Origin of the sequence: Salinispora tropica CNB-440 (assembly GCF_000016425.1) — a bacterium.
GTDB classification, from domain to species: Bacteria; Actinomycetota; Actinomycetes; order Mycobacteriales; family Micromonosporaceae; genus Micromonospora; species Micromonospora tropica.
In genome coordinates this window covers 4,406,982-4,426,770 of the sequence record NC_009380.1, presented here as the reverse complement: position 1 = coordinate 4,426,770, position 19,789 = coordinate 4,406,982, and the positions used below count along the sequence as shown (strand labels likewise).

The 19,789-nt window shown below is 71.1% G+C and carries 21 protein-coding genes; 17 read left to right on the top strand and 4 right to left on the bottom strand.

All coding sequences use genetic code 11. The features are described 5' to 3' along the window. Window positions 1–92: 92 nt before the first annotated feature. The 6 genes from STROP_RS19450 (at window position 93) to glmM (ending at window position 4,871) form a co-directional block, all read left to right on the top strand. Window positions 93–380: a hypothetical protein gene (locus STROP_RS19450; RefSeq protein ID WP_012015071.1), complete on the top strand. Its 288-nt coding sequence runs from the start codon at window positions 93–95 to the stop codon at window positions 378–380. Continuing rightward, window positions 358–663, top strand: coding sequence for a type II toxin-antitoxin system PemK/MazF family toxin (locus STROP_RS19445; protein WP_018222623.1), 306 nt, complete (start codon window positions 358–360; stop codon window positions 661–663). The genes STROP_RS19450 and STROP_RS19445 overlap by 23 nt, the downstream gene beginning before the upstream one ends. Before the next feature lie 200 nt (window positions 664–863). After that, window positions 864–2,231: a NarK family nitrate/nitrite MFS transporter gene (locus STROP_RS19440; RefSeq protein WP_012015070.1), complete on the top strand. Its 1,368-nt coding sequence runs from the start codon at window positions 864–866 to the stop codon at window positions 2,229–2,231. A gap of 241 nt (window positions 2,232–2,472) precedes the next feature. Then, window positions 2,473–2,916, top strand: coding sequence for a 50S ribosomal protein L13 (rplM, locus tag STROP_RS19435; RefSeq protein ID WP_012015069.1), 444 nt, complete (start codon window positions 2,473–2,475; stop codon window positions 2,914–2,916). 20 nt (window positions 2,917–2,936) lie between these two features. Continuing rightward, entirely contained in the window at window positions 2,937–3,401 is a 465-nt protein-coding gene (gene rpsI, locus STROP_RS19430) for a 30S ribosomal protein S9 (RefSeq protein ID WP_012015068.1), read from the top strand. Between the two features lie 114 nt (window positions 3,402–3,515). Further along, complete coding sequence (gene glmM / locus STROP_RS19425) at window positions 3,516–4,871, top strand: phosphoglucosamine mutase (protein WP_012015067.1); 1,356 nt, start codon at window positions 3,516–3,518, stop codon at window positions 4,869–4,871. Between the two features lie 111 nt (window positions 4,872–4,982). On the opposite strand, the gene STROP_RS19420 is transcribed toward glmM, so the two are convergent. Further along, window positions 4,983–6,176 carry a pyridoxal phosphate-dependent aminotransferase gene (locus tag STROP_RS19420; protein ID WP_012015066.1) on the bottom strand — a complete coding sequence of 398 codons (1,194 nt, stop codon included), beginning with the start codon at window positions 6,174–6,176 and terminating at the stop codon, window positions 4,983–4,985. A gap of 162 nt (window positions 6,177–6,338) precedes the next feature. On the opposite strand from STROP_RS19420, the gene glmS reads away from it, so the two are divergent. The 11 genes from glmS (at window position 6,339) to STROP_RS19365 (ending at window position 16,355) form a co-directional block, all read left to right on the top strand. Further along, a complete protein-coding gene (gene glmS / locus STROP_RS19415; protein ID WP_012015065.1) occupies window positions 6,339–8,252 on the top strand; it encodes a glutamine--fructose-6-phosphate transaminase (isomerizing) in 1,914 nt (637 codons plus the stop codon). A gap of 120 nt (window positions 8,253–8,372) precedes the next feature. Then, window positions 8,373–8,741 carry a holo-ACP synthase gene (locus STROP_RS19410; RefSeq protein ID WP_012015064.1) on the top strand — a complete coding sequence of 123 codons (369 nt, stop codon included), beginning with the start codon at window positions 8,373–8,375 and terminating at the stop codon, window positions 8,739–8,741. Window positions 8,742–8,785: 44 nt separating this feature from the next. After that, window positions 8,786–10,291 carry an NAD(P)H-hydrate dehydratase gene (locus STROP_RS19405; protein WP_012015063.1) on the top strand — a complete coding sequence of 502 codons (1,506 nt, stop codon included), beginning with the start codon at window positions 8,786–8,788 and terminating at the stop codon, window positions 10,289–10,291. Between the two features lie 21 nt (window positions 10,292–10,312). Then, window positions 10,313–11,431: an alanine racemase gene (alr, locus tag STROP_RS19400; RefSeq protein WP_012015062.1), complete on the top strand. Its 1,119-nt coding sequence runs from the start codon at window positions 10,313–10,315 to the stop codon at window positions 11,429–11,431. Continuing rightward, complete coding sequence (locus STROP_RS19395; RefSeq protein ID WP_012015061.1) at window positions 11,428–12,522, top strand: alpha/beta fold hydrolase; 1,095 nt, start codon at window positions 11,428–11,430, stop codon at window positions 12,520–12,522. Before alr ends, STROP_RS19395 begins: the two co-directional genes overlap by 4 nt. Beyond that, entirely contained in the window at window positions 12,519–13,028 is a 510-nt protein-coding gene (gene tsaE, locus STROP_RS19390; RefSeq protein WP_012015060.1) for a tRNA (adenosine(37)-N6)-threonylcarbamoyltransferase complex ATPase subunit type 1 TsaE, read from the top strand. Before STROP_RS19395 ends, tsaE begins: the two co-directional genes overlap by 4 nt. Before the next feature lie 84 nt (window positions 13,029–13,112). After that, window positions 13,113–13,814, top strand: a complete 702-nt coding sequence (ung, locus tag STROP_RS19385) for a uracil-DNA glycosylase (protein WP_012015059.1) — start codon at window positions 13,113–13,115, stop codon at window positions 13,812–13,814. Window positions 13,815–13,869: 55 nt separating this feature from the next. Next, window positions 13,870–14,547, top strand: coding sequence for a tRNA (adenosine(37)-N6)-threonylcarbamoyltransferase complex dimerization subunit type 1 TsaB (tsaB, locus tag STROP_RS19380; protein WP_012015058.1), 678 nt, complete (start codon window positions 13,870–13,872; stop codon window positions 14,545–14,547). After that, entirely contained in the window at window positions 14,544–15,047 is a 504-nt protein-coding gene (rimI, locus tag STROP_RS19375) for a ribosomal protein S18-alanine N-acetyltransferase (protein WP_018831270.1), read from the top strand. Before tsaB ends, rimI begins: the two co-directional genes overlap by 4 nt. Continuing rightward, entirely contained in the window at window positions 15,040–16,104 is a 1,065-nt protein-coding gene (tsaD, locus tag STROP_RS19370; protein ID WP_012015056.1) for a tRNA (adenosine(37)-N6)-threonylcarbamoyltransferase complex transferase subunit TsaD, read from the top strand. The genes rimI and tsaD overlap by 8 nt, the downstream gene beginning before the upstream one ends. Next, window positions 16,101–16,355, top strand: coding sequence for a hypothetical protein (locus STROP_RS19365; protein WP_012015055.1), 255 nt, complete (start codon window positions 16,101–16,103; stop codon window positions 16,353–16,355). The genes tsaD and STROP_RS19365 overlap by 4 nt, the downstream gene beginning before the upstream one ends. Window positions 16,356–16,405: 50 nt before the next feature. Here STROP_RS19365 and STROP_RS19360 read toward each other — a convergent pair whose 3' ends face one another. The 3 genes from STROP_RS19360 to STROP_RS19350 form a co-directional block, all read right to left on the bottom strand. Beyond that, window positions 16,406–17,587: an ROK family protein gene (locus tag STROP_RS19360; RefSeq protein ID WP_012015054.1), complete on the bottom strand. Its 1,182-nt coding sequence runs from the start codon at window positions 17,585–17,587 to the stop codon at window positions 16,406–16,408. Window positions 17,588–17,651: 64 nt separating this feature from the next. Next, complete coding sequence (locus STROP_RS19355; RefSeq protein WP_012015053.1) at window positions 17,652–18,914, bottom strand: sugar ABC transporter permease; 1,263 nt, start codon at window positions 18,912–18,914, stop codon at window positions 17,652–17,654. Further along, window positions 18,911–19,726 (bottom strand): ATP-binding cassette domain-containing protein, encoded by an 816-nt coding sequence (locus STROP_RS19350; protein WP_012015052.1) that lies wholly within the window; start codon window positions 19,724–19,726, stop codon window positions 18,911–18,913. The genes STROP_RS19355 and STROP_RS19350 overlap by 4 nt, the downstream gene beginning before the upstream one ends. Between the last annotated feature and the right edge of the window lie 63 nt (window positions 19,727–19,789).

Genomic DNA, 19,789 nt, shown 5'->3' with positions numbered 1-19,789 from the left:
GCTGGTGAAGCGTGCCGGCGGGGGATTTCCGGCCCGGTTCCCACGTGTTTCGGCCCGGTCAAGTCGGGCGCACCGCGGCGACAGGACGACTGATGGTCCTACCCCTGGGTAGGCTTCCGGCCATGACTGCCAAGGTGACGCTGTCGTTCGCCGACGAGACGATTGAGCAGGCCCGGTGGTTCGCCCGACGCGAGGGGCTCTCCCTGTCCGCCTGGATGGATCAGGCCGCCCGGGAGAAGACGCTGCGGGAGGTCTTCGCCGCTCACGCCGATGCGGTCAGCCGGGCCGGTCTCGACTGGGAGACCGCCGCGCTCGCTGACGCCCACGAGGTGGGGCTGGTCAACGACCTGCTCCTCGGTGGCCGTCCGCGTGCTGCATAGGGGTGAGGTCTGGCGGATCTCGGGGGCCCGGGAGCGGCTGGGGCTGGTCGTCAGCTCCGACGTGTACAACTCCACCGCCGTGCCGATCGTGATCGTGGCGGAGGTGGTGGAGACGGCGCTGCTGCGGGACTCTCCCCTCGCGGTGTCGATGGGTGAGCGGGTGGTGATGCCTGACCGGCTCTCCTCGCCGATGAAGCAGTGGTTCTCCGAGTGTGTGGACGTGGCCGACCATGAGGTCATGCGTCGGGTCGGCCGGGCGCTACGCATCCTGCAACAACTCTGAGCCACCCCACCGATCGCGCCCCTGACCGATGGCGCTCCTCACGGGTCGGTGGGCGGTTCGGTGCGCGCACCGTTGCCTCCCCGAATCCGGCGACGAACGCTGCGGTAACGCCGGCTTCCTAGGTTCCAGCCGGGCCCGCTCGTCACCGACCAGCCGGTGCGGCCGGCGGGCCAGGACGGCCCGGCCGGAAGGAGCGCCTGATGACGACGAGCGTGCCCGCGACGAGAACAGCGGAGGAGATCGACCTGCAACGTGGCAGGGGCCGCTGGATTGGCCACTGGGCTCCGGAGGACGATCATTTCTGGCGGACCGCCGGCCGGGCCGTTGCCCGGCGCAATCTCATCTTCTCCATCTTTGCCGAGCACATCGGTTTCTCCGTCTGGCTGCTCTGGAGCATCGTGGTGGTCCGGTTGGGTGATGTCGGGTGGACGCTGACAACCAGCCAGGCGCTCTGGCTGACCGCCGTGCCCAGTGGCGTCGGGGCGCTGCTGCGACTGCCCTACACCTTCGCGGTGCCGGTCTTCGGCGGGCGGAACTGGACCGTGATCTCCGCCCTGCTGCTGATCATCCCGGCTGCCGGGTTGGCCTGGGCGGTGCAGCACCCGGAGATCGGCTTCGTGCCGTTGCTGCTGATCGCCGCCACCGCCGGGTTCGGCGGCGGGAACTTCGCCTCCAGCATGGCGAACATTTCGTTCTTCTATCCGGAGCGGGAGAAGGGGTGGGCGCTCGGGCTGAACGCGGCGGGCGGCAACATCGGGGTTGCCGTGGTGCAGTTCCTGGTGCCGCAGGTCATCGTGCTCGGCGGTGGCCTCGCCCTGGCCCGAGCCGGCCTGATGTACCTCCCGCTCGCGGTGATCGCGGCGGTCTGTGCCTACCTGTTCATGGACAACCTGGCCGAGGCCAAGGCGGATGTGGGGCCGGTGTGGTCCTCGCTGCGGGACCGGAACACCTGGATCATGTCGCTGTTGTACGTCGGCACGTTCGGTTCGTTCATCGGTTACTCGGCGGCCTTCCCGACGCTGCTCAACGGGGTCTTCGGCCGGCCCGACATCGCGTTGTCCTGGGCCTTCCTCGGTGCGGCGGTGGGTTCACTCTGCCGACCCTTCGGTGGCCGTCTCGCCGATACCATCGGTGGCGCCCGGGTCACCGTGGCCAGCTTCATGTTGATGACCGCCGGTGCGTACCTGGCCCTGTGGTCGGTGCGGGAGCGCTGGCTGGAGCTCTTCTTCCTGGCGTTCATGGTGTTGTTCGTGGCCACCGGAGTCGGCAACGGGTCGACCTACCGGATGATCTCTCGGATCTTCCAGGTGCGGGGGGAGGAGCTCGGCGGTTCGCCGGAGATCATGCGCGCCATGCGCCGGCAGGCGGCCGGGGCGCTCGGGATCATCTCCGCGATCGGTGCCTTTGGCGGCTTCCTGGTCCCGATCTGCTACGCGTGGGCGAAGTCGGCGTACGGCAGCATCCAGCCCGCGCTGTGGTTCTATGTCGGCTTCTTCCTGGTGCTGACCGCGCTGACGTGGGCTGTGTACCTGCGACCGGGGGCGCGGCTGGCCTCGGCTCGGGTGTGACGTCGACCAGCACCGACCTGCGCCACGGGTGGGCGTCAGCCTGCCCCCGGCCCAGCCGGACGTGCTGACCGGACCCCGTTTTGCCGGCTGGCCCGGCGTTGGGTATCGTTAGCTGCTGTTGTGCGACATCTAGGGGCGTGCCGTCTGAGGTGCGCTTGGTCGTTCGTGCGCGTTGGCTCGGCCTGAAAGTTGGTCACCCCGGCGCGCAGGCCCCAGACCGACGACGAGACAAGGTAAACCTGTGCGTACGTACAGCCCGAAGCCGGGTGAGATCGAGCGTCAGTGGCACGTTATCGACGCCTCTGATGTCGTGCTGGGCCGCTTGGCCACCCATGCCGCCACGCTGCTGCGCGGCAAGCACAAGCCGACTTTCGCGCCGCACGTCGACACGGGCGACTTCGTCGTCATCGTGAACGCCGGCAAGGTCGCGCTGACCGGCAACAAGCGGCAGCAGAAGATCGCCTACCGGCACTCCGGTTACCCCGGCGGCCTCAAGCAGCTCGGCTACGACGAGCTCCTGACCAAGCGCCCCGAGCGGGCCATCGAGCTGGCCGTGAAGGGCATGCTCCCGCACAACAAGCTGGGCCGGAAGCTCATCAAGAAGCTGAAGGTCTACGCCGGTGCCGAGCACCCGCACGGCGCGCAGCAGCCAGTGCCGTTCGAGATCAAGCAGATCGCGCAGTGAGCGCGGGCGAAGGAAGCAGCATGACCGACATCATCGCCACCGAGGTCGCCCCCGAGGCCGCCGAGGCGCTGGCGCCCGTCGTCCGCGCGCCCCTTGGTGACCGGCCGATCCAGACCGTGGGTCGCCGCAAGGAGGCCATCGTCCGGGTCCGCATCGTCCCGGGCACTGGCAAGATCACCTGCAACGGCCGGGATCTCGAGGCGTACTTCCCGAGCAAGGTGCACCAGCAGCTGATCAAGGATCCGCTGGTCACCACCGAGAAGGCGGAGGAGTTCGACGTCATCGCGAACCTGCGTGGCGGCGGCACCACCGGTCAGGCCGGTGCGCTCCGGCTGGCCATCGCCCGCGCGCTGATCGCCAGCGAGCCGGACGACCGCCCGGCGCTCAAGAAGGCCGGCTTCCTGACCCGGGATGCGCGGGCCAAGGAGAGCAAGAAGTACGGCCTCAAGAAGGCCCGTAAGGCTCCTCAGTACTCGAAGCGCTGACCATCAGCTGCTCGTTGTACTTCTGACGGACGGCCGGGCCGCCTCCTGCGAACGGAGGCGGTCCGGCCGTTCCGTTTTTCCACCATCGGCAGTTGCATCGGAGGTTTGGCGGGAATGGGTCGGTTGTTCGGCACGGACGGGGTACGGGGACGGGCGAACGCGGATCTCACGCCCGAGTTGGGGCTCGCGGTAGCGGTCGCCGCCGCACACACCCTCGCCGAGGCGGATCGGAGCCACCCCCCGCTGGCCGTTGTCGGCCGGGACACCCGGGCCAGCGGCGAGATGTTGGAGTCCGCGGTGGTGGCCGGGCTGACCAGTGCCGGCGCGAACGTCGTACGGGTCGGTGTCCTGCCCACCCCGGCGGTGGCGTTCCTCACCGCGGAGGCCAAGGCCGACATCGGGGTGATGCTCTCCGCCTCGCACAACCCCATGCCGGACAACGGCATCAAGCTCTTCGCCGCCGGCGGGCACAAGCTGCCGGACGAGATCGAGATGAAGATCGAGGCGGCGGTCGAGGCGAACACGACGACCGCCTGGGAACGTCCGGTCGGGGCGGGTGTCGGCCGGGTCCACGACCTGCTCGACGGTGCCGACCACTACGTGCAGCACCTGGTCGGTACGGTGCCGCACCGGCTGGACGGGATCAAGGTCGTGGTGGACTGCGCCAACGGCGCCGCCGCCGAGGTGGCCCCGGCGGCGTACCGGGAGGCCGGCGCCGAGGTGGTCGCGATCCACGCGGAGCCCAACGGCCTCAACATCAACGACGAGTGCGGCTCCAACCACGTCGCGGCGCTCCGGCAGGCCGTCGTCGAGCACGGCGCGCAGCTGGGCATCGCCCATGACGGCGACGCCGACCGTTGCGTGGCGGTCACCGCCGACGGCGACGAGGTCGACGGTGATCAGGTGATGGCGATCCTCGCGCTGGCGATGCGGGAGGCCGGCACGCTCACCGCCGACACCCTGGTGGCGACCGTGATGAGCAATCTTGGCCTGCGGATAGCGATGTCCCGGGAGGGGATTCGGCTGGTCGAGACGAAGGTCGGTGACCGGTACGTGTTGGAGGAGCTGCGCGCCTCCGGCCTGGCGCTCGGTGGCGAGCAGAGCGGGCACATCGTGATGCCCGCCCACGCGACCACCGGCGACGGCGTGCTGACCGGCCTGCACCTGATGTCCCGGATGGCGGGGACCGGCAGGCCCCTGGCCGAGCTGGCTGCCGTGGTTAGTCCCCTGCCTCAGGTTCTGATCAACGTGCCGGTCGGCGACCGTACGGTCGGTGCGGCGGCTCCGGCCGTACGGGCCGAGGTCGCGCGGGCCGAGGCCGAGCTGGGCGATGCCGGCCGGGTCCTGCTGCGTCCCTCGGGCACCGAGCCCCTGGTTCGGGTGATGGTGGAGGCCGGCACCGAGACGACGGCGCGTGAGGTGGCCGAGCGAATCGCCGAGCAGGTCCGCACCGCCAGCCCGGTCAGCTGACCTGGTATGCCCCTGTCGGCGACAGGTGCCGGCGGGGCGGCCCAGGGTCGGCGGTGGCCGCTGGGCGTAGGGGCGGCGATGCCTCGTGTGGGCGGTCGGACAGGGGCGTGCTCACCGTGCTGTCACCAGCTGCTGTAGCCGGGTGACAGCCTCGGCCAGCACGTCCGGGCGTTTGCAGAAGGCGAACCGGACCAGCCGCCGGCCGGCCTCCGAGTCGTCGTAGAAGACCTGGGTCGGGACTGCGACCACGCCACAGCGTTCCGGCAGCGCGCGGCAGAACTCGACCCCGTCTCGGGCGCCGAGCGGTGTCACGTCTGCGGTGACGAAGTATGTGCCTTCCGGTGGCAGGACGTCGAAACCGGCGTCGGCGAGGCCGGCGACGAGCTGGTCCCGGCGGGCCTGCATCCCGGCCCGGAAGTCGGTGAAGTAGCTGTCGTCCAGGCCCAGCGCCACCGCGACCGCGGGTTGCAACGGCGCGGCGTTGACGAAGGTGAGGAACTGCTTGACCCGTAGCAACGCCGACACCAGTGATGAAGGGCCACTCGTCCAGCCGACCTTCCAGCCGGTGCAGGAGAAGGTCTTGCCGGCCGAGGAGATCCGCAGCGTCCGCTCCCGCATCCCGGGCAGCGTGGCGAGGGGCATGTGGCCAGCGGCGGCGTCGGTGAAGGCGAGGTGTTCGTAGACCTCGTCGGTGACCGCGTACGCGTCGTACTCGCGGCACAGCTCGGCCACCAGGGTCAGCTCGGCGGGGGTGAAGACCTTGCCCGTGGGGTTGTGCGGGGAGTTGAGCAGCACCAGCCGGGTGCGTGGCCCGAACGCGGCACGTAGCTCGTCCGGGTCCATCGCGTACCGTCCGGCTGCCCCGGGCCGTAACGTCACCGGGCGCCGGAGGGCGCCAGCCAGCGCGATCGAGGCGGCGTACGAGTCGTAGTAGGGCTCGAAACAGACCACCTCGTCGCCGGGCTCGCAGAGGCCCAGGATCGCTGCGGCGATCGCCTCGGTGGCGCCGGCGGTCACCACGATCTCGCCGTCGGGATCGTACTCGAGGCCCCAGAACCGCTGCTGGTGTGCGGCCACGGCGGCGCGGAGCGGGGGGATGCCGGGCCCGGGCGGGTACTGGTTCTGGCCACCGCGCAGCGCCTCAGCCGCCGCGGCCAGCATTTCGGGCGGGCCGTCGGTGTCCGGAAACCCCTGCCCGAGATTCACCGCCCCGGTGCGGCTGGCGAGGGCGGACATCTCGGCGAAGATCGTCGTCCCGAAGGGGCGCATTCGGGTTACCAGAGGATCGACGTGGGTGGTCGTCACGTCTGCCAGCCTACGGACTGTCCGCGACGGTTCAACCTGCCGTGGTCGCCGATCGTGGTTCGTGACGCTAAGTAGCCGCTCGCGTTAATCGCTCAAAGTGGCTGCTTGTTTACCCGCCTTCCGAGCACATCTGATGAGTGAAACTGGGTTAGGCTGCCACCCATGTGTGGAATCGTGGGTTACGCCGGGGCGCGTCCGGCGCTCGGCATTGTGCTCGATGGGCTGCGACGGCTGGAGTACCGCGGCTACGACTCGGCTGGGGTCGCCATCATCTGCGCGGACGAGTTGCTGGCGGAGAAGAAGGCGGGCAAGTTGGCCAACCTGGAGAAGGTCCTCTCCGAGCGGTCCGCACGGGATCCGGAGGCCTGCGCCGCGTCCCCGATCGGGATCGGGGACGGGGTCACCGGGATCGGCCACACCCGGTGGGCCACCCACGGCGGCCCCACCGACCGAAACGCCCACCCACACCTCTCCCCGGACGGACGGGTTGCGGTGATCCACAACGGCATCATCGAGAACTTCGCGAAGCTGCGCGCCGAACTGGAGGCCGACGGGGTCCAGTTCGTCAGCGACACCGACACCGAGTGCACCGCCCACCTGCTCGCCGCGGCCCTCACCGACCTGCGTTCCGCCGGGCATCCGGACGGGCCGCAGCTGCTCGCCGCCGGCATGCGGGTCGTCTGTCAGCGCCTGGAGGGCGCCTTCACCCTGCTCGCCGTGGACGCCGACGTCCCGGGCGCGGTGGTCGGCGCGCGGCGCAACTCGCCTCTGGTCGTCGGTCGGGGTGACGGCGAGAACTACCTGGCGAGCGACGTCGCGGCGTTCATCGAGCACACCCGCGAGGCGATCGAGCTGGGGCAGGACCAGATCGTCCTGATCACCGCCGACAGCATCGAGATCACCGACTTCGCCGGCCAGCCCGCCACCGGCAAGGACTTCCACATCGACTGGGACTCCTCCGCTGCGGAGAAGGGCGGATACGACTGGTTCATGCTCAAGGAGATCGCGGAGCAGCCGCAGGCCGTCGCCGACACGCTGCTCGGCCGGCTCACCGAGACCGGCGAGATCATGCTCGACGAGGTCCGCCTCAGCGATCAGGACCTGCGCGACGTGGACAAGATTTTCATCGTCGCCTGCGGCACCTCGTACCACGCCGGGATGGTCGCGAAGTACGCGATCGAGCACTGGACCCGGATCCCCTGCGAGGTGGAGCTGGCCAGCGAGTTCCGCTACCGCGACCCGGTGCTCGACCGGTCCACTCTCATCGTGGTGATCTCGCAGTCCGGCGAGACGATGGACACCCTGATGGCGCTGCGGCACGCCAAGGAGCAGAAGGCGCGCGTCCTGGCGATCTGCAACACCAACGGGTCCACCATTCCCCGGGAGTCCGACGCGGTCCTCTACACCCACGGCGGGCCGGAGATCGCGGTCGCCTCCACCAAGGCGTTCCTGACCCAGCTCGTCGCCTGCTACCTGATCGGCCTGCACCTGGCCCAGGTGCGCGGGATCAAGTTCGCCGACGAGGTCGCGGCGGTGGTGTCCCAGCTCCAGGAGGTGCCGGGCAAGCTGCGCGAGCTGTTGGGGCGGATCGAGCCGGTACGCGCGCTGGCCCGCGACCTGAAGTCTGAGCCGACCGTGCTGTTCATCGGTCGGCACGTCGGCTACCCGGTGGCTCTGGAGGGCGCGCTGAAGCTCAAGGAACTGGCGTACATGCACGCCGAGGGCTTCGCCGCGGGCGAGCTGAAGCACGGACCGATCTCGCTCATCGACGAGGGCACCCCGGTGATCTGCATCGTGCCGTCGCCGATCGGCCGCGGCATGCTGCACGACAAGATCGTCTCCAACATCCAGGAGGTACGGGCCCGGGGCGCCCGGACCATCGTGATCGCGGAGGAGGGGGACGAGACGGTCGTCCGGTACGCCGACCACCTGATCTACGTGCCGCGTACGCCGACCCTGCTCACGCCGCTGGTGACCACCGTGTCGTTGCAGGTTTTCGCCGCGGAGATCGCCGCTGCTCGGGGCCACGACGTCGACCAGCCCCGCAACCTGGCGAAGTCCGTTACGGTCGAGTGAGTATCGAGGTCGCCGGGATGCCGCGGGCACGCCGACCTTCTGGCGCGTGGCGGTCCCGCGGGTGTCCCGAGTGGAGGTGACGGCAGAACGCGCGGGGCACCGTGCCGGTAGGGTGGGCGCATGATCGTCGGGGTCGGCATCGACGTGGTCCTGGTGGAGCGGTTCGCCCGTGCGCTGACCCGGACGCCGCTGCTCGCCGATCGGCTCTTCACCGAAGCCGAGCGGTACACCCGTTCTGGTAACCCCCGTTCGCCCGAGTCGCTCGCCGCCCGCTTCGCGGCGAAGGAGGCGGTGGCCAAGGCGCTCGGTGCGCCGACTGGCCTGAGCTGGCACGACTGCGAGATCGTGCCGGATCCGGACGGCCGGCCGTGGTTGACGGTTTCCGGCACGGTCGCGGCGGCGGCGGTCGAGCGGGGGGCCAACCGTTGGCACCTGTCGCTCTCGCACGACGGGGGGATCGCGTCGGCCATGGTGGTCGCGGAACGCTGATCGGTGGCGTGCCCTGGTCGAGCCGGGCACGGGGACGGAGTGGGATGAGACCGGTGTGGCGGGTGGCGGACGTACGCGCCGCCGAGGCGGGCTTGATGGCGACGCTCCCACCCGGGACGCTGATGCAGCGGGCCGCTGCGGGGCTCGCCCGCCGCTGTGCGCTGCTCCTCACCGACCGTGGTGGTGTCTACGGCGCACCGGTGCTGCTGCTGGTCGGCTCGGGCGACAACGGCGGCGACACGCTCTTCGCCGGCGCCCGGCTGGCTCGGCGCGGGGCGGCGGTGTCGGCCCTGTTGCTGACTCCGGGCCGGGCGCACGCCGGGGCGTTGGCGGCGCTGCGCGCCGCCGGCGGCCGGCTGGTGGACCGCCCACCGGCCCGGGTGGACCTGGTGCTCGACGGCATCGTCGGGATCGGTGGCAGCGGTGGGCTCCGGGCGCCGGCAGAGCGGCTCGCGGCGGGCCTGGCGCAGTGTCGCGGGCGAGACGGTGACCGGGCGACCGTGGTCGCGGTGGACGTGCCGAGTGGGGTGGCGGTCGACACCGGGCAGCTGTCGCTGACCGATGCCGGACGGCCGGCTGCGGTCCATGCCGACGTGACGGTGACCTTTGGTGCCCTGAAGCCCGCGCTGGTGGTGGGAGCGGCGGCGCCGTTGGCCGGCCAGGTCGAGCTGGTGGACATTGGGCTGGCACCCTGGCTGCCGGGCACTGCGGCGCTGCAGGTCACCGAGGAAGCGGATGTGACCGACTGGTGGCCCAGACCCGGACCGGCAACGGAGAAGTACAGCCGGGGCGTGGTCGGTGTCGCCACCGGCTCGGCCATCTACCCCGGCGCCGCGGTGCTCTCGGTCGGCGGTGCGTTGGCCGGCCCGACCGGTCTGGTTCGCTACGCCGGCAGCGCCCGGGAGGAGGTGCTGCGCCACCATCCATCGGTGATCGCTACCGACCGGGTCGCCGATGCCGGTCGGGTGCAGGCGTGGGTGTGTGGTTCCGGGCTGGGAACCGGTGACGAGGCGGCTGGTGAACTGCGGGCGGTGCTCGCGGCACCGGTGCCGGTGGTGCTGGACGCGGATGCGTTGACCCTGCTCGTTGACGGCTCCCTCGCCGACCAGCTCCGGCGGCGGGACGCCCCGACTGTGCTCACCCCGCATGATCGGGAGTTCGCCCGGCTCTGCGGCGAGACTCCCGGCGGCGACCGGGTCGCCGCCGCGTTGCGCCTGGCCGCCTGGATGAACGCTGTGGTGTTGCTCAAGGGTGACCGGACGGTGATCGGCACGCCGGACGGTCGGGTCTATGTCAACCAGACCGGGACCGCGGCCCTGGCCACCGGCGGTACGGGCGACGTGCTGGCCGGGCTGCTCGGCTCGTTGCTCGCCGGGGGTCTTGCCCCGGAGCGGGCCGCCGCCGCGGCGGCCTACCTGCACGGGCTCGCCGGCCGGGAGGCAGCGCAGGGCGGCCCGGTGGCCTCGCCCGATGTCGCCGCCGCCCTGCGCCCGGTGCTGGCCCGGCTCGGCTGGATCGGCGGATCGACGTGGGCCGGGGCCAACTCCTGATCAACTCAGTAGGCTGGGGGCATGTGGCAGGCCGAGGTACGCGTCGACCTTGACGCGATCCGTGAGAACGTGAGTTGGTTGCGCTCCGGTAGCGCCGCCGAGTTGATGGCGGTGGTCAAGGGGGACGGGTACGGCCACGGCATGGTCCCGGCCGCCCACGCCGCGCTGGATGGTGGCGCCGACTGGCTCGGTGTCTGCACCCTCGATGAGGCGCTCACCCTGCGCCGGGCAGGGATCACCGTGCCGGTTCTGGCCTGGCTGCTCGCGCCGGGCCTGCCGTTACACGAAGGCGTGACGGCCGGGATTGACCTCGGCGTAGCCAGCGTGGCGCAGCTCGAGGAGATGGTCGAGGCGGGCCGGGTGGCCGGGCGTCCGGCCCGACTGCACCTCAAGATCGACACAGGGCTGTCCCGAGGTGGCGCGACCATCTCGGAGTGGCCGGAGCTGCTCGACGCCGCGGCGAAGGCGCAGGCGGACGGCGCGGTCGAGGTGGTGGGGGTGTGGAGCCACTTCGTGTACGCGGACGCACCCGGACACCCGACCACCGACCGGCAGCTCGCCGTCTTCCACGAGGGGCTGGGCATGGTGGAGAAGGCGGGACTGCGCCCGCGCTACCGCCACCTGGCCAACTCGGCGGCCACGCTGACCCGGCCGGACGCCCACTTCGACCTGGTCCGTCCCGGGCTGGCCGTCTACGGGCTCTCTCCGGTGGCCGGGGAGCGCTTCGGCCTGCGGCCGGCGATGACCGCCCGGGCCCGTGTCATGCTCACCAAGCAGGTCCCGGCCGGAGCCGGGGTCTCCTACGGCCACACGTACACCACCGATCGGGCGAGCAACCTCGCGGTGATTCCACTCGGGTACGCCGACGGGGTCCCCCGGGACGCGTCCAACAGCGGCCCGGTGCAGCTCGGTGGCGTCCGGCGGACCATCTCCGGCCGGGTCTGCATGGACCAGTTCGTGCTCGACTGCGGCGACGATCCGGTCGCGCCGGGAGACGTGGCCACCCTCTTCGGCACCGGGAGGGACGGTGAGCCCACCGCCGACGACTGGGCCGAGGCGGTCGGCACGATCAACTATGAGATCGTCACCCGATTCGGCAGCACCCGGGTGCCCCGCTGCTACGACGGCGAGCGTCCGTGACGTCGTCCCGGTTCCGGGTTCCGCTGCCCCGGGCAAGCCATCCCCGGGCCGCGATCGGCGCGTTGGCCGCCGTCGGTGTCGCGGCCGCCGGTCTCGTCGCCGGCGTCGCGACCGAACGCGCGCTGGTCCGTCGGCTGAAGGCCGATCCCACCGACCGGTACGCCGGTGAGGACTTCGGTGCGCAGCGGTTCGACGAGGCGTTGCGGGTGGAGATGCCGGATGGCACCGACATCCACGTGGAGACGGTCGAGCCGGCCCGGGCGGTCCGCGGGAACCCAACCATCGTGCTGGTGCACGGGTTCTGCCTGGACCAGGGGACCTTCCACTTCCAGCGTAAGCTGCTCGCCGCCCAGGGCGAGCACCGGATCGTGGCGTACGACCAGCCGGGGCACGGACGCTCCGGCCAGCTGGAGACCGGCGAGTACGACCTGACCGCGCTCGGTCGGACGCTGCGCGCGGTGATCGACCGTACCGCGCCGGAGGGCCCGCTGGTGCTGGTCGGCCACTCGATGGGTGGCATGACCATCATGGCGTTCGCGGAACTCTTCCCGGAGTTGTTCGGGGACCGGGTGGTGGGCACGGTGCTGCTGGCCACCTCGGGCGGGCTGCTCGCCGAGACCAAGCTGGTCGCCCCGGCGCTGCTGGGGCGGGTCGGTGCACCGGTGCTGCACATGATGAGCAACGCCGCCCGCTACGGGGGCCCGGTGATCGACCGAGCGCGTCGGTCCACCTCGAACGTGGCCTGGCTGCTCACCCGCCGGTATGGCTTCGGTACCGGTCACCCCAGCCCGGCTCTGGTCTCCTACGTCGAGGAGATGAATTCGCGGACCTCCGCCGACACCGTCACCCGCTATCTGCGAACGCTCGCCACCCATTCCCGGTTTCCGGCGTTGGCGGCGCTCGCCAGCGCGCCGGTGCTGGTGCTGGTCGGGGAGAACGACATGATCACACCGGTGGCGCACTCGGAGGAGATCGTCCGTCGGCTGCCGCACGCCGAATTCGTCAAGATCCCTAACAGTGGGCATGTGGTGATGTTGGAGCACGCCGATGAGGTGAACGCGGCGCTGACCCGGTTCCTGGAGGAGCTGTGAACCCAGGGGGACCGATCCGTTTCACGCTGCCAACCGTCGCCGACACGCACGCCTTCGGCCGCCGGCTGGCCGGCCTCCTACAGGCGGGGGACCTCCTGCTGCTGACCGGTCCCCTCGGGGCCGGCAAGACGGCTCTCACCCAGGGCATCGGCGCCGGGCTGGGGGTGACTGGGGCGGTCACCTCACCCACCTTCGTGATCGCGCGAGTACACCAGCCCGATCCGGCCCGGGGCGGTTCGGTGGCCCTCGTGCACGCCGACGCGTACCGCCTGGGCGATGCGACCGATCCCCGCGCCGAGATCGACGACCTGGACCTGGACGCGTCGGTGGACGAGGCGGTGACCGTGGTCGAGTGGGGCGAAGGGCTCGCCGAGCAGCTCGTCGCGGCGCACCTGTGGGTCCGGATCGACCGCCGGGAGGACGACACCCGGTTGGTCGACCTGGAACCCGTCGGTGGCGACTGGAGGGCGCGGTTGACTGGTACCCCCGGATTCATCGACAGCTGACAGAGCCGACCGGTCCCGCCCGGGGGGTGGTCGTCGCACCCGGCGACTAGAGTGCGCGGGACGCCCCGACTGGAAAGGCCCCCGATGCCCGACGACGCACCCACCCTGGATCTGCTGGCCCTGCTGCCGCCGGGGTGGCGGTCCGCGCTCGCCCCGCAGCTCGACCCGGCCCGCACCGCGGCGCTCGCCGGCTTCGTCGCGCAGGAATACACCACCCAGACCATCTTTCCGCCCGTTGCGGATCTCTTCTCGGCCTACCAGCTCTGCCCGCCGACGGACACCCGGGTGGTGATCCTCGGCCAGGACCCCTATCACCGGGCCGGGCAGGCGCACGGGCTGAGCTTCAGCGTCCGCGCGGGGATGGCGACGCCGCCGTCACTGCGCAACGTCTTCAAGGAACTCGGCGCCGACCTGGGCGTGCCGAGGCCGGCCGGTGGAAACCTCGGCGGCTGGGCCGCGCAGGGTGTGCTGCTGCTCAACTCGGTGCTGACTGTCCGCGAGGCCAGCCCCGGCTCTCACGCCAACCGCGGCTGGGAGGAGTTCACCGACGCGACGATTCGGGCGCTGGACGCGGTGGAGCACCGGGTGGTCTTCCTGCTCTGGGGCGGGTATGCCCGGAAGAAAGCGGCTTTGGTGACGAACCCCAGCCACGTGGTGCTGGAGGCGGGACATCCCAGCCCGATGAACCCACGGGGGTTCCTGGGCAGCCGCCCGTTCAGCGCGGCCAACAAGGCACTCGCCGACGCCGGCCTTCCGACGATCGACTGGGAACGCGCCGCCGGCTGATCGTCCTGCCGGGGCGGGGCCGGGTCCGGCAGCCGGGCGGCTAGGCTGGTTCACCGTGCTCGTACTGGTGGTGGACAGCTCGACCCCCGCGGTGATCGCCGCGCTGGTGGAGGTCACGGCGGCCGGCGTCGAGGCGCGGGCGCACCGCTGCGCCGTAGACGCCCGAGCCCACGGTGAGCTGCTCGCCCCACAGGTCGACGCGGTCCTGGCCGACCTCGGCGTACGTCCCTCCGCCCTCGGCGCGATCGTCGCCGGCCTCGGGCCGGGCCCGTTCACCGGGCTGCGGGTGGGGCTGGTCACGGCTGCCACGATGGGGCAGGTGCTCGGAGTGCCGACCTACGGGGTCTGTTCGCTGGACGCCATCGGCTACCCGACCGCCGCCGGCGAACCGGTCCTGGCGGCGACCGACGCCCGTCGCCGGGAGATCTATTGGGCGGTGTACGACGGCGCCGGCCAACGGATCGTTGGCCCCGAGGTCTCCGCTCCGGCGGTCGCCGCCGCGCGCGCTCGTGACCTGGCGGTTGCCACCGCGATCGGCGACGGCGCGCACCGGTACGCGGCGACGCTGGAGTTGCCGGTCGCCGACGAGCCCCGCTACCCGGTGGCGGTGGCCCTGGCGCGGCTCGCGGCGGAGCGGATCGCCGCCGGTGCCCCCAGTGAGCCGCTTACCCCGCTCTATCTGCGACGCCCGGACGCCGTCGCGGCGGCAGGCCACAAGCCGGTCCTGCCGTGAGCAGGGGAGCGAGCCGGGGCGGTGAGCCGGGCGGCGGCGGGAGCGGCCTCCAGGTGGAGCGGTTTCGCTGGTGGCACATTGACGAGGTGCTGCCGATCGAGGCAGATCTCTTCGGCGCCGAGCAGTGGTCCGCCGCGATGTTCTGGAACGAACTCGCCAGCGGCCACCACTATTTGGTGGCGACCGAGCGAGGGGTCCTACTCGGTTACGCGGGGCTCACCGCCGTGTCCGGCGAGGAGGCATGGGTGCAGAACATCGCCGTCTGCCGGGCAGCGCAGCGGAGGGGGGTCGGGCGGCTGCTGTTGCGGGCGTTGTTGACCGAGGCGGCGCGACTGCGGGTCCGCGGCACTCTCCTGGAGGTGGCAGCGGACAATGCCCCGGCGCAGAGGCTTTACGCGGCGCATGGCTTCGAGGCGATTGGGGTGCGGCGCGGGTACTACCAGCCGAGCAACACCGACGCATTGGTCATGCGGCGGGACGAGGAGTTGACCAATGGCTGACGAACCCCTGGTCCTGGGGATCGAGACGTCCTGTGACGAGACCGGGGTCGGTGTTGTCCGGGGCCACACCCTACTCGCCGACGCGCTGGCCAGCAGCGTTGAGCAGCACGCCCGGTTCGGCGGGGTGGTGCCGGAGGTGGCCAGTCGGGCCCACCTGGAGGCGATCGTCCCGACGATGGACCGAGCGTTGGCGGAGGCAGGGGTGACGCTCGCCGACGTGGACGCGATCGCGGTAACCTCCGGCCCCGGTCTGGCCGGGGCGCTGCTGGTCGGGGTCGCCGCGGCCAAAGGGTACGCGGTCGCCGCCGAAAAGCCGGTGTACGGCGTGAATCATCTGGCGGCGCACGTCGCCGTGGACACCCTGGAACACGGGCCGCTGCCCGAGCCGGCGATCGCCCTGCTGGTCTCGGGCGGGCACTCGTCGCTGCTGCTCATCGACGACCTGGCCCACGGTGTCACCCCGCTCGGCGCGACGATCGACGACGCGGCCGGCGAGGCGTTCGACAAGGTGGCCCGCCTCCTCGGGCTGCCCTTCCCCGGGGGCCCGTACATCGATCGGGAGGCCCGCGCCGGTGACCCGGCGGCCATCGCGTTCCCGCGGGGGTTGACCGCGGCCAAGGACCTGGCAGCGCACCGCTACGACTTCTCCTTCTCCGGGTTGAAGACCGCGGTGGCCCGGTGGGTGGAGAGTCGGCAGCGGGCCGGCGAGACGATACCGGTTGCCGATGTCGCCGCCTCGTTCCAGGAGGCGGTGTGCGACGTGCTGGTCGGGAAGGCAGTGGATGCCTGCCGGTCGAGCGGGGTGCAGACCCTGGTGATCGGTGGTGGAGTGGCGGCCAACTCGCGGCTGCGGGCAATGGCCGAGCAGCGCGCGGCGAAGTACGACATCCGGGTGCGTACGCCCCGACCGACGTTGTGTACGGACAACGGCGCGATGGTCGCCGCGCTCGGCTCGCACCTGGTCGCCGCCGGCGTCGCGCCGAGCCGCCTGGACCTGCCCGCCGACTCGGCCATGCCACTGACGACAGTCAGTGTTACAGGGGAGGAGCGGACATGATCGTGCGAATGTGGGAGGTACGGGCCGAGCCGTACGGGTTGGCCGACCTGATCACCTGGGTGTGCGAGACCGCGCTGCCGGAGTTCGACCACGAACCCTTGCACGTCTCGAGTGAGGTCTTCTCCTCCACCGATCACCGTGTGGTGGTGATTTCGAAGTGGCGGGGCAACCCTCGTCCCCTGCCCGACCCGCCGGTGACCCTGCTCGCGCGTCCCCCGTACTCCTGGGACTTCACTCCGGTCGATCGCTGACCCCGCGTCGTCGCTGGCCCCGCGTCGGTCAATGTGCCCGAGGACGGGGTTCAGCTGACGTCGAGCGGGTCGGCGAGGAGCCGTTCGAAGGCGAGCTCGGCCGCGCCGATCAGGGCGGCGTCGTCGCCGAGCGCGGGGGTGCGCAGCCGGACGTGTTCCACACAGGCGGGCAGCGCGCTGGCGTTGAGCCGGCTGCGCACCTGGGCGGCGGCGGCCAGGTAGAGGTCCCGCATGGCGCCGCCGAAGATGACCAGCTCCGGGTTGAAGATGTTGACGAGGTTGGCCACACCGAAGCCGAGCCAGTCTCCGGCGGTGCGGACCGCGGTCTGAGCTTGGGCGTCGCCCCGGTCGGCGGCGTCGATGACGGCCAGCACCGCGTCTCGGCCCTGGGTGTCGGAGCGGCCGGCGGCGCGCAGCAGCCCGTGTTCGCCGATCTCGGTCTCCCAGCAGCCGCGCGACCCACACTCGCAGCGGGTACCGTCTCGCCGGACCACCATGTGCCCGACCTCGCCGCCGTAGCCGCCGTGTCCGGTCAGCCGACGCCCACCGGTGATGATGCCGGCGCCGACGCCGACATCGCCGTACAGGTAGATCAGGTTGTCGCAGCCGGTCGCGGCGCCGCGGGTGTGTTCGGCGAAGGCTGCCACGTCGGCGACGTTGCCGACCACGACCGGAACGTCCAGCCCCAGCTCGGCACCGATTGCCGCACCGATCGGCTCGTCCACCCACCCCATCGTGGGGCCGAGCCGGACCAGTCCGTCGTCCCGGCGGACCAGGCCACAGACGGCGACGCCCGCGCCGACGCAGATCGCGTCGGTGGGCGTGGACTGCTGCATCTCCCGAGCCGCCCGGGCAAGCAACGGCGCGGCTTCGGCGGCGGTGATGCCGCGCGGACGGGCCAGTTCCCGACGGTCGAGCACCCCGCCGCCGAGACCGATCCGCGCGGCCCGCAGCCGGTCCACCTCGATGCTGTACGCGTACGCGTGCACCCGGGCCGACTCGGGCCGGACGACCAACGACGGTCGTCCGGCCCGGCCGGTTTCCTTCGGCGTCCCCTCGCTCACCAGGCCGGCCGCGGCGAGGTCGGTGGTGAGTGCGCCGATGGTGCTGCGGTTCAGCCCCAGCGTGGTGGTCAGTTCGGCTCGGGACGTGGCCCCGTGCATGTGGACGTACCGCAGTAACGCTCCGAGGTTCTGCCGACGGATCTCGTCCTGGCTCGGTCCTGCGCGCATCGCGGCGTACTGCTCCTCATTGCGGTGGCGGGGTGGCGTCGGCGGCCGGGTCGGGCCGGCCCGGTCATCGGCCGCCGTTGGCGGCGGCCCGGCGCCGGGACAGTGCGTCCACACTGGCGGCGAGGAGTAGGACCACGCCGGTTACCACGTACTTGACCCCTGAGCTGTAGCCCATCAGACCCATCCCGTTGTCGATCACCGCGACGACCGCGCCACCGAGCACCGCGTCGAGGACCCGGCCCTTGCCACCGAAGAGGCTGGTGCCACCGATCACCGCCGCACCGACGGCGTAGAGCAGTACGTTACTGCCACCGGTGTTCGGGTCGACCGAGTTGGCCCGGCTGGCGGCGACGATGCCGCCGATCGCGGCCATCGAGGAGCAGATCACGAAGACGGAGATGCGGATCCGGTCGACGTTGATGCCGGCCCGCCGGGCTGCTTCCTTGTTGCCGCCGACTGCGTAGATGTGCCGGCCGTAGCTGGTGCGCTGCAGCACGAAGGTCCCGGTGATCAGCAGTACCGCGATCAGCGGCACCACGATCGGTACGCCCTTGAGTGAATTGATCAGGACGTTGAAGCTGCGTTCCTGGTTGAGGAGGTAGACCGTAGCGCCCAGCACGGCGGCCAGCCCGATGACCCGGGCGAAGACCACGGTGAGCGGGTCGGTGACCAGACCCCGGATCGCGCGGGTGCGGTACCGCATCGCCTGGACCACGGCGTAGCCGGCGACGGCGAGCCCGGCCAGGGCCCAGCCGAGAGCCGGTGGCAGGTTTCGGTTCGCGATCGCCACCAGCACCGGGTCGCGGACCGAGATGTTCCTGCCCTCCTCCATCAGCAGTAGCACGATGCCCTGGAAGGCGAGAAAGCCGGCGAGGGTGACCACGAAGGACGGAATGCCGATCTTCGCGACCAACATGCCGAGCGTGCTGCCGATCACCACTCCGGTGAGGACGGCGGCGAGCACCGCGACGTACCACGGGTAGCCGAGGACGGTGACCACGTTGGCCAGCACCGCGGCACAGACCCCGCTGGCGAAGCCGGCGGAGAGATCGATCTCTCCGAGCAGCAGGACGAAGACCAACCCCATGGCGATCAGCGTGACCGCTGCCCCCTGGGTGAACAGGTTGGCGAAGTTGGCGGCGGTGAGGAACGACGGCCGCATGATCGCGAAGACGGTGCAGAGCACGATCAGGCCCAGGACGGCGGGTAGGGCGCCGATGTCCCCGCCGCGTACCCGGCCGAGGTAGCCGCGCACGTGGCTGGTGAGGGTGGGTCCGGCGGCGGGGGCGGCCGTGGATTCCTGGTCGGGGAGGGCGGTGCTGGTCATCGGGCGGCTCCCGGGGCGGCGGCGGGCTCCCCGCCGGTGTCGTTCGATCCGTTGCCCGAGCCGAGGCCGAGCGCACCGGAGCGGCCGGCGGTGATCAGCTCAACGATCTGGGCGTGGGTGATGTCGGTGGTCTTCACCTCGGCGACCATCTGGCCCAGGTAGAGCGCGGCGATCCGGTCGGAGACGGCGAAGACATCGTTCATGTTGTGGGAGATGAGCACGACCGCGAGGCCGTTGTCGGCCAGCCGGCGAACCAGCTCGAGCACCTGGGCGGTCTGCGCGACCCCGAGTGCGGCGGTCGGCTCGTCGAGGATGACGACCTTGCTGTTCCAGAGCACCGCCTTGGCGATCGCCACGGTCTGTCGCTGGCCCCCGGAGAGGCTGGAAACCTGCTGGCGTAGCGACGTGACGGTACGGACGGAGAGCCCGGCGAGCGTGTCCGCGGCCATCTGCTCCATGGTCGGCTCGTCGAGCACGAGGCCGTGCCGTTTCTCCCGGCCGAGGAACATGTTCTGCACGATGTCGAGGTTGTCGCAGAGCGCGAGGTCCTGGTAGACGACCTCGATGCCGAGCTCGGCGGCGTCGCGGGGGTTGTGGATGCTCACCGGACGTCCGCCGAAGAGGAACTCGCCGGCGTCGGTCGGGTAGATGCCGCTGATGCACTTGACCAGTGTGGACTTGCCGGCGCCGTTGTCGCCGACCAGCGCGGTCACCTGCCCGGGGAAGGCGGAGAAGGCGACGTCACGCAGGACCTGGACGGGACCGAAGCTCTTGTCGATCCCGCGCAGTTCCAGCAGGGGGGTCGCGGACACGGGGACTCCTTAACGCACGTGAGGGGAGATCGTCGTACCACCGGATGCGGTGACACGTCGCCC